The following is a 13,802-nucleotide window of genomic DNA, read 5'->3' as shown; positions in this document are numbered from 1 at the left end:
GTGTAGGAGGTCTTCATTTTTTGATGAATAGCTTTAGTAAATGCTTATATTTTTTTCCATTTGAAACTGCCAATCATCAAGATGGAAAGAATAAGCATAAGAAATAAATAAATATGGCTCGGTATAAAAGTAAAAAATAGACAGCTAAAGGTTAAAATACAGCCAGCTGCTGTTATCGGCAGGCCTGTAAAAAAGCCATGACTTTCCGTAATATTAAATCGAGCTAATCGAAAAGCGCCACACACAATATAAAGGACTGTAAAGAAAGATCCTGGTGCTCCCAACTCAAATAAAATCCCTTGATACACTAATAATGCCGGTGCTACCCCAAATGAAATGATATCACTCATAGAATCAAGCTGTTTGCCAAGCTCTGATTCGATATTAAATTTTCTGGCAGTCATTCCATCCAGTCTATCTGCTAATGCAGCGATAAAAATAAGTAATAGACTTAATTGGAGATGTCCCTTTAAACTATAGATAATTGCAAAAGCACCTAATGAAATATTTGTTAAAGTTAACACATTAGCGAGTTGAGTTTTAATTTTCTTGATAGTTTGTTCTAAAACTCCATGTAAAAACATTAGATTCACTCCTAGTATGAAATGTTTTGCATTTCATACAACCATTTTTTTATATAATCATATATAATTCTAATTAGTATATGATCATTCGTAAAGAAAAATTTTTATTTATTGGAGGATTGCTTCATTGAAAGAAACAATTTATCGACTTTGTATTGAACTGACAAATGGAAGATGGAGTTCCTATATGATTAAGAAATTTGCTTATTCTAGATGGAGCCGATATTTAATTCCTTCCTTTGCAAAAGTTTATAAAATAAATATAGAGGAAATGGACAAACAACTAAAGGAATACGGATCCTTACATGAATTTTTTGTTAGAAAATTAAAAGCCAACTGCCGAAATATTCATGCTGATCATAGAGAAATAATTAGTCCTGTTGATGCAGTGATTGAGGATATTGGAGAAGTAAGAGAAGATAGCTCTATTTTAGTTAAAGGAAAAACGTATTCTATTCATGAAATGCTTGGGGATGAAAAAACAGTGGATAAATATATTGGTGGAACTTATTTAATATTTTATTTAAGCCCAAGTCATTATCATCGCATTCACTGTCCTGTCACAGGTACTGTAACAAATCGTTGGACACTTGGAAATAAATCGTATCCTGTTAATAAATATGGTTTAAAGTGGGGGAAATCTACCCTCTCCAAAAATTATCGGTCTATAACGGAATTAAAGACAGAGGAAGGAAACGGGATATGTATTGTGAAGGTTGGTGCCATGTTTATTAACTCTATCGTCCTAAACCATAAGAAAGACCGCGTAGTTCAGGGAGAGGAAATTGCTTATTTTTCATTTGGCTCAACTGTTGTGTTACTATTTGAAAAAAATACATTTAAACAGAAAGGCTTTCATTCCATTCCATATCCGGTTAAAATAGGAGAGGTTATTGGAGAGAGCTTCGAAAAGCGCAATGAATACAAAAATTAATAGTTTAAAAGAAAAACAGCCTTGTACAAGGCTGTTTTCAAATGGAATATATTATTACTTTTATTGGGTTAAGAGGAGACTTTTATCTTGTTGCTTAAAGAACGTCGGTGAATCTCTGTTTCGATGAGACGAATAAATTCAGGGCTTAAGTTTAATTCCCTTGCTTTATGATAGGACTCAATCAATAATTCATCTGACAGTTTTCGCATGCCAGAAACACCTCCATTCAAATATAATGAGAAGATTTTCATAGAAAACATATATAAATGTAGTTGTTTTCAGTGTTGAAATAAGATTTTTTTAATTCGCTGATTAAAAAGTGCATACTAGATGTATCATTCGACAATGTTTATCAGAAAACTAGCTTGTCTATGTAAAAAAATTGCTATGTAGAGAACACTTTTAATCTTCTTTTTTTAGTGGATTAATCTTGGAAGTTTTTTGGATAGTATATTGTATCCTTACTTTAACAAAAATAAACATAGAGAACAACTGTTCGTTTATCCACAGCGTTCAGTGGATAACCTGTGATTATTTTGTTGAGAACTATGTGGACTATATGTAAATCAATGGGTATTATGTGTATAATGTTATCCACATATGTTGAAAAATGCGTATTTTGTCGAAAATTATTTTGCTATTATTAAAAAAAGAATGAATATGGTATCTTCTTTAAGAAGAAAAACGGTATAATATTATTTTCTTCTATCGTAAAAATGGTTACCATAACAATAGGAAGACATACTGGTTAAACTGGTTAAACTATAGAAATGAAAGAATTAAGAGGTGTTTTTTAGTGTTAAATCAATTTTTGCCAAATCAGTTTGTTAAAAATATATTTGAAATTTCCCCAGATGATTTAAAGAAAAAAGGAATAAAAGGCATCATAACAGACTTAGATAATACGTTAGTAGAATGGGATCGCCCGCTTGCGACTCCTCAAATTATTGAATGGTTTGCAGAAATGAAGAGAAATGACATTAAAGTCACAATTGTTTCTAATAATAAAGAAGCAAGAGTAAAATCATTTTCTGACCCGTTGCATATTCCTTTTATTTTTGCTGCTAGAAAGCCGCTTGGTCGTGCTTTTAAAAAAGCTATCATGCAAATGAATACAAAAAAAGAAGAAACAGTTGTAATTGGTGACCAATTATTAACAGATGTTCTTGGTGGGAATCGTAGTGGATTTCATACTATTTTAGTCGTGCCTGTTGCGCAAACAGATGGGTTTATGACTAGAATTAATCGTAGAATCGAAAGAAGAATTTTGAATTGGTTTCGTAGAAACGGAAAATTAACTTGGGAGGATTAATACGTGACAGAAAGAATACATTGTATCGGCTGTGGAGTAGTTATTCAGACGGAGAATAAGAATGAATTAGGTTATGCACCTTCTTCTTCGTTAGAAAAGGAAGAGGTTATTTGTCAAAGATGTTTCCGTTTAAAGCATTATAACGAAGTACAAGATGTTTCTTTAACAGACGATGATTTTTTAAAGATTCTAAATGAAATAGGGAAAAGTGACAGCCTAATAGTAAAATTAGTAGATATTTTTGATTTCAATGGAAGCTGGTTACCTGGCCTTCATCGTTTTACTGGGAACAATAAAGTAATACTAATAGGAAATAAAGTAGATCTTTTACCAAAATCGGTGAAACACCAGAAGGTTATCAATTGGATGAAAAAAGAAGCAAAGGATTTAGGATTGAGACCAGAAGATGTATACCTTGTCAGTGCAGAAAAAGGAAAGAATATTAAAGAAGTACTGGATGCAATTGAATATCATCGTAACGGAAAAGATGTTTATGTAGTGGGCTGTACAAATGTAGGGAAATCTACTTTTATTAATCGAATTCTTAAAGAGGTATCTGGAGAAGAAAATGTAATTACAACATCACATTTTCCTGGTACAACGCTAGATATCATTGAAATTCCATTGTCGGATGGTAAATACCTAGTGGATACCCCTGGAATTATTAATCACCATCAAATGGCTCATTTTGTTGATAAAAAAGATTTGAAAATTATCACGCCAAAAAAAGAAATAAAATCGAGAATTTTTCAATTAAACGATCAACAAACATTATTCTTTGGCGGGCTAGCTCGATTTGATTTTGTAAAAGGCGAGCGCAGTAGCTTTGTATGCTATTTCTCTAATGAAATAACGATCCATCGGACGAAGTTGGAAAAGGCAGATGAGCTGTATGAAAAACATGCAGGTGAATTATTGACACCTCCCAACAGAGAGCATTTGGAGGCTTTTCCAGAGTTGGTAAGGCATGATTTTTCTATAAAAGAACCAAAAACAGATATTGTGTTTTCAGGCTTAGGCTGGATAACGATTAATGAACCGAATATTCAAGTTTCTGTTTATGTGCCTAAAGGGGTACATGCCTTGTTGCGTAAATCGTTGATATAATCTGTTTTGCAATAAAGCAAGGGGAAAAGGAGAGCAGCTATTTATGAAGAACTATGCAGTAATTGGTGATCCAATTCAGCATTCGATGTCACCTGTTATGCATAATGATCTTTTTCATTTCTATGGTTTGGATGCTGAAATGAAAAAAATGCATATTAAAACAGAGAGGCTCGAAATGGGACTAAAAAGTTTGAGGGATAGTAATATAGATGGCTTTAATGTTACCGTCCCCCATAAACAAGCAATCATTCCCTTTTTGGATGAACTAGACCCATTGAGTGAAGCGATTGGCGCAGTTAATACGGTGGTTTGTAAAAATGGAAAGTGGGTTGGGTATAATACGGATGGGGAAGGGTATTTAAGAAGTCTATTAGACCAGCTATCTAACTTGAAGCAGAAAAAAACATTGATTATTGGTAGTGGCGGTGCCGCAAGAGCAATCTATTTTTCACTAGCTAATTATGGAGTACACCATATAGATATTTGTAATCGTACGCTTTCAAATGCAGAAAGGCTGAAAGAAGCGTGTCCTTTTTCAGTTGTAACAAATATACTGGAAGTTGCTTCAGTGGACAAAAATCTTGAGGAATATGATCTTATCATCCAAACAACTTCCATTGGAATGTCACCAAAGATAGATGTTTCGCCTATTCAAGTAAGCAATTTGAAGCAGGGCACATTCGTTAGTGATATCATCTATAATCCATTAGAAACAAAAATATTAAAAGATGCAAAAGCCAAAGGCGCTGTAACGCAAAATGGAATTGATATGTTTGTATATCAAGGAGCTTTAGCGTTTGAGAAATGGCAAGGAATTTTCCCAGATACAGCTAGAATGAGACAAAATGTTTTAACACAATTAGGAGGATCATCATGTTAAGAGGTAAACAAAAAAGGTTTTTACGAGCAAAAGCACACCATTTGAGCCCTATATTCCAAGTAGGAAAAGGTGGCGTTAATGACAATATGATTAAACAAATTAGTGAGGCATTAGAGGTTAGAGAACTATTAAAGATAAGTATTTTGCAAAACTGTGATGAGGATAAAGATACGGTAGCAAGTGAATTAGTAAATGGAACAAAAAGTGAGCTAGTTCAAATTATAGGAAATACAATTGTATTATATAAAGAATCAAAAGAAAATAAAACGATAAATTTACCATCATAAGTCGGTAGAAGAGGCGATTTTTTTGAAAAAAGTTGGAATATTGGGAGGGACGTTTGATCCTCCTCATATAGGACATCTAATTATAGCAAATGAAGTACTGCACGCAAAAAAATTAGATGAAATATGGTTTATGCCAAATCAAGAACCTCCACATAAAATAAAAACAGGGACGGTAACAAATACTCAACGAGTAGAAATGTTACAATTATCAATAGAATCCACTTCCTCTTTTCGCATCGAAACGATGGAATTAGACAGAGAGGGGAAATCCTATACGTATGATACGATGAAGCTTTTAAATGAGGCTTACCCAGACAATGATTTTTATTTTATAATTGGAGCCGATATGGTAGAATATTTGCCAAAATGGTATAAAATTCAAGAACTTATGGAAATTGTACAATTCATAAGTGTGAACCGCCCTAAATATCAACTAGAAACGGCTTACCCAGTGCAGTATGTAAAGGTTCCTGATATAAATATTTCTTCGAGCTTAATTCGTGAAAGGGTTAAGGAAGGGGAAACCATTTCCTTTTTAGTCAGAGATGAAGTAAAGAGATATATTGAGGAGAATCGTCTATATGAATCGTGAAGAAGCATTACAAATAGTAAAAGAACAAATAACGGAAAAGCGTTATATTCATACAATCGGTGTAATGGAAACAGCAATTAAGTTAGCGAATAAGTACGGTGGAGATGCTAGAAAGGCAGAAATAGCAGCGATTTTTCACGATTACGCAAAATTTCGCCCAAAGGATGAAATGAAAAAGATTATCATACAGCAAAATATGGATCCTAATCTTTTATTATTTCATTCAGAACTTTGGCACGCTCCAGTTGGTGCTTTTTTAGTTGAGAAAGAAGTCGGAATAAAAGATAGAGAAATATTAGATGCTATTAGATACCATACATCAGGAAGACCTGAAATGAGTATGCTAGAAAAAATAGTCTATTTAGCCGATTATATTGAACCTGGCCGAGCTTTTCCAGGGGTAGATGAAGTAAGAGAATTGGCAGAAGTGAGTTTAGAAAGAGCTTTTTTGCAAGCGGTGAAAAACACGATTATGTTTCTTATTCGGAATAATCGAGCTGTATTTCCTTTAAGCTTTGAAACATATAACAGTTATTGTATAAAAATGGAGGTTGATTGAATGGATGAACGTACTTTATTATGGACTGCTGTAAAGGCAGCTGATGACAAAAGAGCAGAGAATATTGTTGCCCTAAATATGAAAGGTATTTCTCTTGTTGCTGATTATTTCGTAATCTGTCATGGTAATTCTGACAAGCAAGTACAGGCTATTGCGAATGAAATTAAAGAAAAGTCTGGTGAACTTGGAATTACGGTTAAACGTTTTGAAGGTTATAATGAGGCAAAATGGATCTTAGTTGATTTAGGAGATATTATTGTCCATGTCTTTCACCGCGATGAAAGAACTTATTACAATTTAGAGCGTCTTTGGGGAGATGCACCAGTGGAAAATGTGGAAAGTGTGATCAGTCAATGAGTTATGAGCAGTTTGCCTATCTTTATGATCGCTTAATGAATGATGTACCTTATGAGAAGTGGATACAGCTTATCAAAAAGGCAGCAGCCGATTATAAAGTTAAAGGAGCAAACCTTTTAGACCTAGCCTGTGGAACAGGAGAGTTATCGATTAGGCTGGCACAGACTGGTTATAATGTAACTGGGATTGATTTATCGGAGGATATGCTAAGTGTTGCTCAAGCGAAGACAATGGAAGCAGGAGAATCTGTATTTTATATAGAACAAGATATGTCTCAGCTAGAGGGCTTACCCGTTTTCGATCTTATTTGTATTTGCTGTGATTCCATCAACTATTTAAGAACCGAAGAAGAAGTCATAAATACTTTTGAAAGTGTTTATGCCCATTTAGATGAAAAAGGCTTATTTATATTTGATGTGCATTCCTTGTATAAAATGAATCAATTATTTATCAATCAAACCTATACAGTCAATGATGAGGATTTAAGCCTTATATGGCAATGCTATGAAGGAGAATATCCCAATAGTGTTGAACATGATTTAAGTTTTTTTGAATTAGATGCAGCCTCAGGAATGTATCGTCGATATGATGAACTCCATTTTCAACGAACTTATTCCGTTGACCAATATTCGGAATGGCTCGAACAAACTGGGTTTACTTTATTGAAAGTTGAAGCCGATTTTTCTCAAGATATATTAGATGAAAAGGCAGAGCGAATTTTCTTTTATTGTAAGAAAAAATGAGATGTTTCCTCAGTAAAGCAGTTTTGCAGTTGCAAGATAAATGCTTCTAGGAGAAAACTTGGAAACATCCTTCCTACATATTGTTTTTTATGGCGAAAATGTGAAAGGGGGAAATGGTCCTTGGATGGATCATTTCCCTTTTTCCTATTCTAAAAACAGCCATTTGTAATTTTTTTTGAAAAATTTGAAAAGGGAGAAGGAATTCGAATGGGTAAAGTAGAAAGTAATAGGAGCATTATATATTTTTATGCCATGTGACAAGATTTTTAAGGGATTGCTTATCATCCTCATATTTTGCCTGTGTTGCTTGAAATAGTTGATTAAAAGTATCTCCTATTTGACGTTCCAAAACATTTATTCCTTCGCCTGTAATCCCGCCCTTTACACATACCTTTTCCTGTAATGTAGGTAAAGTGTAATAGCCCTTCTTTAATAATTCTCCTAAGCCAATAAGCATTTCGCTAGCTAATTTTGTTGCTGTTTCTGTATCAATTTCTGTTTCATCTACAGCGCCTTCTATAAATCTTTGGGTAAGATAGCTGAAAAAAGCTGGTCCGCAACTTACTATATCAGAGGCAACCCTCGTAATGTCATCTTCAATTTCTAATGGTGTCGAAAATTTTTCATACAAACTTTCTAATTGTTTTTTCCACTCTTCCGTACAATTGCTTCCAAAGGAAAACAAAGAAACGCCTGCCAATGCTCTATTGGTAATGCTTGGTATAATGCGAGCAACAGAGCACCTAAATAAAGAATCAAGCTGGTCAGGGCTTATTGGACTAGTAATCGAAATAACGCATTTTTCTTCTGTTAAAACGGGAGAAATAGTATGGGCTACCTCATACATATCATGTGGCTTTACACATAAAAAGATAAGCTCTGCTTTTTTTGCTATTTCGATGTCGCTATCGCATATATTTATGGTAGGATACTCTTCCTTAATTTCTAAAGCTTTGTTTCTTGTTCGATTGAAAATAAATAAGTCTTCGGGGGAAACCGCTTTTCCATCAATCATTGATTCTATTAGTATTTTCCCCATATTTCCTGTACCAATCATTCCAATTTTCAATTTTCCTTCCCCCCTTAAATTGAGCGTTTTCTCATATAACGATATGTAGCAACATTTCAAAATATACCTGAAAGGATGATTAGTTATCATGGACTGGCTTCGTAAAAATAAGAAAATAATTTTCTTTGGTTTAGGTGGCATCGTACTTTTATTGCTATATCGTTTTTACCCTATTCTTATCTCGAGTAGTGAAGAAGAACAAATTCCCCATGAAAACTTGTTTGCTGAAAGAAACTTAGAGGAGAAGCCAGAAGAAGCACTAGAGGAAGAACCGCCTGTTACCGTAATGCTGGTAGATGTGAAAGGGGCGGTTAAGAATCCAGGTGTTTATGAAGCGAATGAAGGAGAACGGGTGAATGATGTGATTGAAAAGGCAGGCGGAATTTTGAAAGATGGAGAAAAAAATGCAGTGAATTTTGCAATGAGAGTGACAGACGAAATGATTATTAATGTTCCTTATATAGGAGAAGAGGGGGAAGCAGCTAATGGAAATGCAGTTGGTAACGAGACTTCCGTTCCTTCAAATGAAGGTACAGTAAATATTAATAAAGCTAGTGAAACGGAATTGCTTGAATTACCAGGAGTGGGTCCGTCTAAAGCAGCGGCCATTGTGGAGTATCGTGAACAGAATGGAGGTTTTTCTACAAAAGAGGATTTAAAAAACATAAGTGGAATTGGAGAAAAAACATATGAAAAATTAGAATCCTTTATTTCGATAAAATAAATCTAGGGATATGTATTTAAAGCAAGAGATTGCTTTATGTGCCGCATGGAAATCCTTTTCGCAATTGACTGGTGACATAGTTCTCGATAAACTTAATGAGGAATGAAAAGTATTAGAGTTTTTCTCAATTCGGTTTATGTATGGGAGTGAAAGTGAAAGTGGAAAGAATTTCATGGGATGAGTATTTTATGGCACAGAGCGAATTGCTGGCTTTAAGAAGCACATGTACAAGATTGGCAGTGGGGGCAACAATAGTTCGAGATAAACGGATAATTGCTGGAGGGTACAATGGTAGCATCGCTGGTGGTGTTCATTGTATTGATGAAGGCTGCTATGTAATTGACAATCATTGTGTCAGAACTATCCATGCGGAGATGAATGCTATCTTACAATGTGCTAAATTCGGCGTTCCAACTGCTGGGGCAGATATATATGTTACGCATTTTCCTTGTCTTCAATGCTGTAAGGCGATTGTCCAAGCAGGTATTAAAACAGTTTATTACGAATTGGATTATAAAAATCATCCATATGCGCTAGAGTTGTTTGAACAGGCTAATATTGAAACAGTGCAAGTGGAAAGAAAAGAGCTGGAGAAAAAAGAGGAGAAAAAGGCATTAGTAGAAGCTCTTGTAAAACAATTAAAAGAAAATAATGCAGATTCTGTAGAGGCAAAGGCTTTGGAAAAAAGAGCGGCAGAATTATTCTCCATTATACCTACCGCAAAAACGTCTATTTAATTAAACCTCTCTACTGCCTGTCTACAGCGGTCTTGTGAGGAGCGATTTATGATTCAAACAAAGCTATTGTACTTCGCAGTATCAGCCTTATTCGGCTTGTTGTGTGCCTATACACAACAGGTATTGGTCTATATATTCTATTTTTTATTTATAGGCTGGTTACTTTTTATGAAGAAAGGGAGATGGAAATTAGCTGCTTTTCTGCTGTGTACATTTCTTTTATTCCTTGTTCGAGGAGGTTATGATGATCATGGGAACAGCTCGAAAATAAGGGAAGATACTTCCTCTTTCTTCGTTACTTTTATAGAACCAGCTGAGATAGATGGAGATAGGTGGCGGGTAGTAGGTAGGGAAAAACAAACAAAAGAAAAGCTACTGCTTTCTTACAAAATAGAAACGAAAGAAGAAAAAGCCTTTTTAAAAGCGAAGAGGGTGATAGGGAAGACATGCTCTATTAAGGGATCTTTGTCACTTCCATCTTCTCAGCGAAATGAAAATGGTTTTAATTATCAGCAATACCTGGAAAATAATTCGATTTATTGGCTAGTATCAGTGGGGAATTTGGATTTAAGCAGTTGTGTGACAGAAAGAAATATTATTCTATCATTAAAGCAGCTAAGAGAAAAAGGGACTATTTGGATTGAAAATCATTTTTCAGAAACAACAATTCCAATTGCAGAAGCTTTAATTTTTGGTGATCGTAGTATGATGGAGGAAGATCTGCAAAAAGCATTTCAACGTATAGGCATTATTCATCTACTAGCTATTTCTGGTTCCCATGTTGTCGTTTTAATAGGTATCGTTTATTTTTTACTAATACGAGTTGGTTTAACGAGAGAAAGAGCTAGTACTATTCTGCTATTGCTTTTACCAATATATGCAGTTTTAACCGGGCTAAGCCCATCCGTAATTAGAGCTGTATTTTCTGCTTTTATCCTCTTAGCTATAAATAAATTTTATACTTCCTCTTCTTTGCCGATGATCGATATAATCAGTATAGTTTTTACCGTATGTTTATTTATTCAACCAAGAATGTTATTTAGTGTTGGATTTTTATTATCTTTTATCGTCTGTTTTTTTCTCATTGTTTCATCCTCACTAATTAAAGAATACCATTCCTCAACCATTAAAATGTACTTCTTCCTGACATTTATTTCTGAGTATGCTGTTATCCCCGTTATCCTATACTACTTTTTTGAAATTCCCACCTTATCTTTACTAGCAAATCTTATTTTTATTCCTTTTTATACGGTAATTGTTTTGCCGTACTTACTTGTTCTCTATGTCCTTTCCTTTGTATTCCCACCATTTATTTCTTTTTTTTCTTTCCCGTTAGATGCTGTCATCCTATTATCTGATAAGCTGGTGTTGAAATTATCGAATTTTCCATTTAGCACCATTATATTGGGAAGGCCATCCTTCTTTTTTATGTGCGCTTATAGTCTCAGCCTGCCCATCTTCTTTTATTTATACGAGAATTTGGCGAAGAATGTAAGAAAGTGGTTATATTGTCTTCCACTCTTGCTTTTGAGTGTTCAATTTCTAAACAATATCTATCCACCAAAAGGAGAAATTACTTTTATTGATGTTGGGCAAGGGGACAGCATTCTTATTCAACTGCCATATAATAAAGGAACTTATTTAATAGACACCGGTGGTACTGTCAATTTCCCGAAAGAAGACTGGCAAAAGAGGAAAGACCCTTATGAAGTGGGAGCCAAGACCGTTGTCCCCTTTTTAAAAAGTAAAGGGATTCGTACAATTGATAAATTAATCTTAACCCATGGTGATTTAGACCATATAGGAGGAAGTACTGCTATTATTGAACAATTACGTGTAAAAGAGATAATGTATCCAAATGTGAAAGGAGATTGGTCTGTGGAAGAAGAGCACTTACTAAAATTAGTGGAAAAGAAACGAATCCCCATTCGTTTTATGCAAGCAGGTCAGAAGTGGAGTACGGGGAAGGAGTCTTTTATGGTTTTAGCACCAATAGAGAAGGAGAATTTAACAAAAAATAATAGCTCGATTGTCATTTTTGCAAAGATCGCTGGTATTACATGGTTATTTACCGGAGATTTAGAAAAAGAAGGAGAATTAGCACTTATGAACAAATATCCGGATTTAAGAGAAATAAACGTTTTAAAGGTAGGACATCATGGTAGTAAAACTTCTTCAACGAGTGTATTTATAGAGCAGCTTAGACCGAAAATTGCCGTTATATCAGTTGGGATAAATAATAGGTATCATCATCCCAGTATGGATGTGCTCACCATTTTAGAGGACTATAAAGTGAAAGTATTCAGAACAGATGAAAATGGGGGAATTTCTTTTTATTTTTCGGAAAAAGGTGGCACGTTTCAATTGCAAATTCCATAGAATATAGCAATAGTGAATGGCTATAATAATGGAAAAATGTCATCTAAATACCTATCCGATTGGAATAAAAAATACTTACCTATATGGACATGAATCGTACTGATTTCCTTTGTTGTCAAGAGTTGACACAAATAGAATTTAGCCATTGGAGCACACTATTAATATAATTGCACCGTTACACATTAAGTATCCTAGGCCTTAATGTGTAACGTTCATTATAGATTGAAGGAAGGTCCTTGAGATAGTCATTTCTTTGCTGCTAATAAATCTTCCTAGAGCTTAAACCAAAGCTTTAGGAAAGAGTTTCGTTAACAAGAGATGATGTCGAAAGGACCTTCTTTCTGTATGTAAATTTTCGAAAAGAAGGACAACTGTTAGGAATTTCGTATATAATAATTGATTAGGGATAGTTTTCTATGTAAATAAGGAACAATGGTTTTTTTAGGGAATGGGGAGAAGAAATGATCGAAGAATTATGGAAAAAAATAAAGAATAGAGATTTTTCTTTTGTCTATCTATTATATGGGCTTGAGTCTTTTCTAATAAATGAAACAAAATATTTATTATTGCAATCATTATTAAACGAAGAAGATGAGGATTTTAATTTATCTACATATGATTTAGAGGAAACACCAATAGAAGTAGCGATAGAGGATGCAGAGACAATCCCATTTTTTGGAGAAAGAAAGGTTGTTGTATTAAATAATCCCTTTTTCTTAACAGCTGAAAAGTCTAAGTCTAAAGTGGAACATAATGTAAAAAAACTAGAGGAATATTTGAAAGAGCCATCTCCGTTTACAATTATGATTTTTATAGGAAGTTACGAAAAATTAGATGAAAGAAAGAAGATAACCAAACAACTAAAAACAACAGCATCTATTTTAGAAGCAAAAAAATTAAATGAACAAGAACTAAAGAAATGGTTAAAACAACGTGCTGCATATAATCATGTGGAGATAAATGAAGATGGACTTGATACTATTTTAAGTCTCGCTGGAACTAATTTGTCTCTTTTGACAACTGAAATTGATAAGATGGCTTTATACGTCCAAGATTCAAAGTTAATTACGAAAGAGATTGTGGAAGAATTAGTTGCTAAATCGCTTGAGCAAAATATTTTTTCTCTTGTCGATAAAGTAATCTCTAAAAAAATAGATGAAGCTTTGCGGATATATTATGACTTATTAAAAAAAAATGAGGAACCGTTGAAGATTCTATCTATCATTACGAATCAATTTCGCTTAATTTATCAAGTGAAAGGACTTGCACAAAAAGGATATGGACAACAGCAAATTGCTAGTGTTTTAAAAGTTCATCCATTCCGAGTAAAATTGGCAGCTGGACAAGCTAATCGATTTACAGAAGAGGAACTAACAAAGTGTATCCGTCTATTTGCGGAAGGTGACTATCAATTAAAAACAGGGACAATGCCTAAAAACATGGTCATAGAAATGATTCTGTTTCAAATAGGACGTGGAGTATAAAGGCGATCTAATCTAAATGAGGTAGGACTGCCTCTCGTTCCTATAGGTGTCTTG

General features: G+C 34.1%; 16 protein-coding genes. 13 read left to right on the top strand and 3 right to left on the bottom strand.

What is annotated here, in order from left to right:
• Window positions 1-44: 44 nt before the first annotated feature.
• Entirely contained in the window at window positions 45-584 is a 540-nt protein-coding gene (pssA, locus tag NST77_RS12335; protein WP_095334284.1) for a CDP-diacylglycerol--serine O-phosphatidyltransferase, read from the bottom strand.
• A 127-nt stretch (window positions 585-711) separates the two neighbouring features.
• Between pssA and NST77_RS12330 the strand changes: the two genes are divergently transcribed.
• Complete coding sequence (locus NST77_RS12330; RefSeq protein WP_095334283.1) at window positions 712-1,518, top strand: phosphatidylserine decarboxylase; 807 nt, start codon at window positions 712-714, stop codon at window positions 1,516-1,518.
• Window positions 1,519-1,586: 68 nt separating this feature from the next.
• On the opposite strand, the gene NST77_RS12325 is transcribed toward NST77_RS12330, so the two are convergent.
• On the bottom strand, window positions 1,587-1,727 hold the full coding sequence (locus NST77_RS12325) for a sporulation histidine kinase inhibitor Sda (RefSeq protein ID WP_016202937.1): 141 nt from the start codon (window positions 1,725-1,727) through the stop codon (window positions 1,587-1,589).
• Window positions 1,728-2,296: 569 nt separating this feature from the next.
• On the opposite strand from NST77_RS12325, the gene NST77_RS12320 reads away from it, so the two are divergent.
• The 8 genes from NST77_RS12320 to NST77_RS12285 are packed head-to-tail and all read left to right on the top strand — an operon-like array spanning window position 2,297 to window position 7,355.
• Window positions 2,297-2,830 (top strand): YqeG family HAD IIIA-type phosphatase, encoded by a 534-nt coding sequence (locus NST77_RS12320; RefSeq protein WP_328588029.1) that lies wholly within the window; start codon window positions 2,297-2,299, stop codon window positions 2,828-2,830.
• Between the two features lie 3 nt (window positions 2,831-2,833).
• A complete protein-coding gene (yqeH, locus tag NST77_RS12315) occupies window positions 2,834-3,937 on the top strand; it encodes a ribosome biogenesis GTPase YqeH (protein ID WP_095334280.1) in 1,104 nt (367 codons plus the stop codon).
• A gap of 43 nt (window positions 3,938-3,980) precedes the next feature.
• Window positions 3,981-4,817 carry a shikimate dehydrogenase gene (gene aroE / locus NST77_RS12310; protein ID WP_095334278.1) on the top strand — a complete coding sequence of 279 codons (837 nt, stop codon included), beginning with the start codon at window positions 3,981-3,983 and terminating at the stop codon, window positions 4,815-4,817.
• Window positions 4,811-5,104: a ribosome assembly RNA-binding protein YhbY gene (yhbY, locus tag NST77_RS12305; protein WP_016202941.1), complete on the top strand. Its 294-nt coding sequence runs from the start codon at window positions 4,811-4,813 to the stop codon at window positions 5,102-5,104. Before aroE ends, yhbY begins: the two co-directional genes overlap by 7 nt.
• Before the next feature lie 22 nt (window positions 5,105-5,126).
• Entirely contained in the window at window positions 5,127-5,696 is a 570-nt protein-coding gene (locus NST77_RS12300; RefSeq protein ID WP_095334276.1) for a nicotinate-nucleotide adenylyltransferase, read from the top strand.
• Window positions 5,686-6,255, top strand: coding sequence for a bis(5'-nucleosyl)-tetraphosphatase (symmetrical) YqeK (yqeK, locus tag NST77_RS12295; RefSeq protein WP_095334274.1), 570 nt, complete (start codon window positions 5,686-5,688; stop codon window positions 6,253-6,255). Before NST77_RS12300 ends, yqeK begins: the two co-directional genes overlap by 11 nt.
• Window positions 6,256-6,612: a ribosome silencing factor gene (gene rsfS / locus NST77_RS12290; protein WP_095334273.1), complete on the top strand. Its 357-nt coding sequence runs from the start codon at window positions 6,256-6,258 to the stop codon at window positions 6,610-6,612.
• Complete coding sequence (locus tag NST77_RS12285) at window positions 6,609-7,355, top strand: class I SAM-dependent DNA methyltransferase (protein WP_123260839.1); 747 nt, start codon at window positions 6,609-6,611, stop codon at window positions 7,353-7,355. The genes rsfS and NST77_RS12285 overlap by 4 nt, the downstream gene beginning before the upstream one ends.
• 235 nt (window positions 7,356-7,590) lie before the next feature.
• Here NST77_RS12285 and comER read toward each other — a convergent pair whose 3' ends face one another.
• The gene (comER, locus tag NST77_RS12280) at window positions 7,591-8,424 is read right to left on the bottom strand and encodes a late competence protein ComER (protein WP_123257996.1); all 834 of its coding nucleotides are present in this window, start codon (window positions 8,422-8,424) and stop codon (window positions 7,591-7,593) included.
• A gap of 88 nt (window positions 8,425-8,512) precedes the next feature.
• Between comER and NST77_RS12275 the strand changes: the two genes are divergently transcribed.
• The 4 genes from NST77_RS12275 to holA all read left to right on the top strand — a co-directional run bounded on the left by NST77_RS12275 (window position 8,513) and on the right by holA (window position 13,748).
• On the top strand, window positions 8,513-9,148 hold the full coding sequence (locus NST77_RS12275) for a helix-hairpin-helix domain-containing protein (RefSeq protein WP_123257995.1): 636 nt from the start codon (window positions 8,513-8,515) through the stop codon (window positions 9,146-9,148).
• Window positions 9,149-9,306: 158 nt separating this feature from the next.
• Window positions 9,307-9,885: a ComE operon protein 2 gene (locus NST77_RS12270; protein ID WP_095334265.1), complete on the top strand. Its 579-nt coding sequence runs from the start codon at window positions 9,307-9,309 to the stop codon at window positions 9,883-9,885.
• Between the two features lie 48 nt (window positions 9,886-9,933).
• Window positions 9,934-12,264 carry a DNA internalization-related competence protein ComEC/Rec2 gene (locus NST77_RS12265; protein ID WP_341123016.1) on the top strand — a complete coding sequence of 777 codons (2,331 nt, stop codon included), beginning with the start codon at window positions 9,934-9,936 and terminating at the stop codon, window positions 12,262-12,264.
• A gap of 461 nt (window positions 12,265-12,725) precedes the next feature.
• Entirely contained in the window at window positions 12,726-13,748 is a 1,023-nt protein-coding gene (holA, locus tag NST77_RS12260; RefSeq protein ID WP_341123015.1) for a DNA polymerase III subunit delta, read from the top strand.
• Window positions 13,749-13,802: the final 54 nt, after the last annotated feature.

The sequence above is a fragment of the Niallia sp. FSL W8-0177 genome (genome assembly GCF_038006285.1).
Classification (GTDB): Bacteria; Bacillota; Bacilli; order Bacillales; family Cytobacillaceae; genus Niallia; species Niallia circulans_A.
Note: the sequence above shows the minus strand (reverse complement) of the source record. Positions and strands in the feature narration are given on the sequence as shown.

Excerpts from the sequence above, each read along its gene's own strand:
- pssA (WP_095334284.1), bottom strand. The coding sequence starts at position 584 with ATGTTTTTACATGGAGTTTTAGAACAAACTATCAAGAAAATTAAAACT.
- NST77_RS12325 (WP_016202937.1), bottom strand. The coding sequence starts at position 1,727 with ATGCGAAAACTGTCAGATGAATTATTGATTGAGTCCTATCATAAAGCA.
- aroE (WP_095334278.1), top strand. The coding sequence starts at position 3,981 with ATGAAGAACTATGCAGTAATTGGTGATCCAATTCAGCATTCGATGTCA.
- yhbY (WP_016202941.1), top strand. The coding sequence starts at position 4,811 with ATGTTAAGAGGTAAACAAAAAAGGTTTTTACGAGCAAAAGCACACCAT.
- yqeK (WP_095334274.1), top strand. The coding sequence starts at position 5,686 with ATGAATCGTGAAGAAGCATTACAAATAGTAAAAGAACAAATAACGGAA.
- rsfS (WP_095334273.1), top strand. The coding sequence starts at position 6,256 with ATGGATGAACGTACTTTATTATGGACTGCTGTAAAGGCAGCTGATGAC.
- NST77_RS12285 (WP_123260839.1), top strand. The coding sequence starts at position 6,609 with ATGAGTTATGAGCAGTTTGCCTATCTTTATGATCGCTTAATGAATGAT.
- NST77_RS12275 (WP_123257995.1), top strand. The coding sequence starts at position 8,513 with ATGGACTGGCTTCGTAAAAATAAGAAAATAATTTTCTTTGGTTTAGGT.
- NST77_RS12265 (WP_341123016.1), top strand. The coding sequence starts at position 9,934 with ATGATTCAAACAAAGCTATTGTACTTCGCAGTATCAGCCTTATTCGGC.
- holA (WP_341123015.1), top strand. The coding sequence starts at position 12,726 with ATGATCGAAGAATTATGGAAAAAAATAAAGAATAGAGATTTTTCTTTT.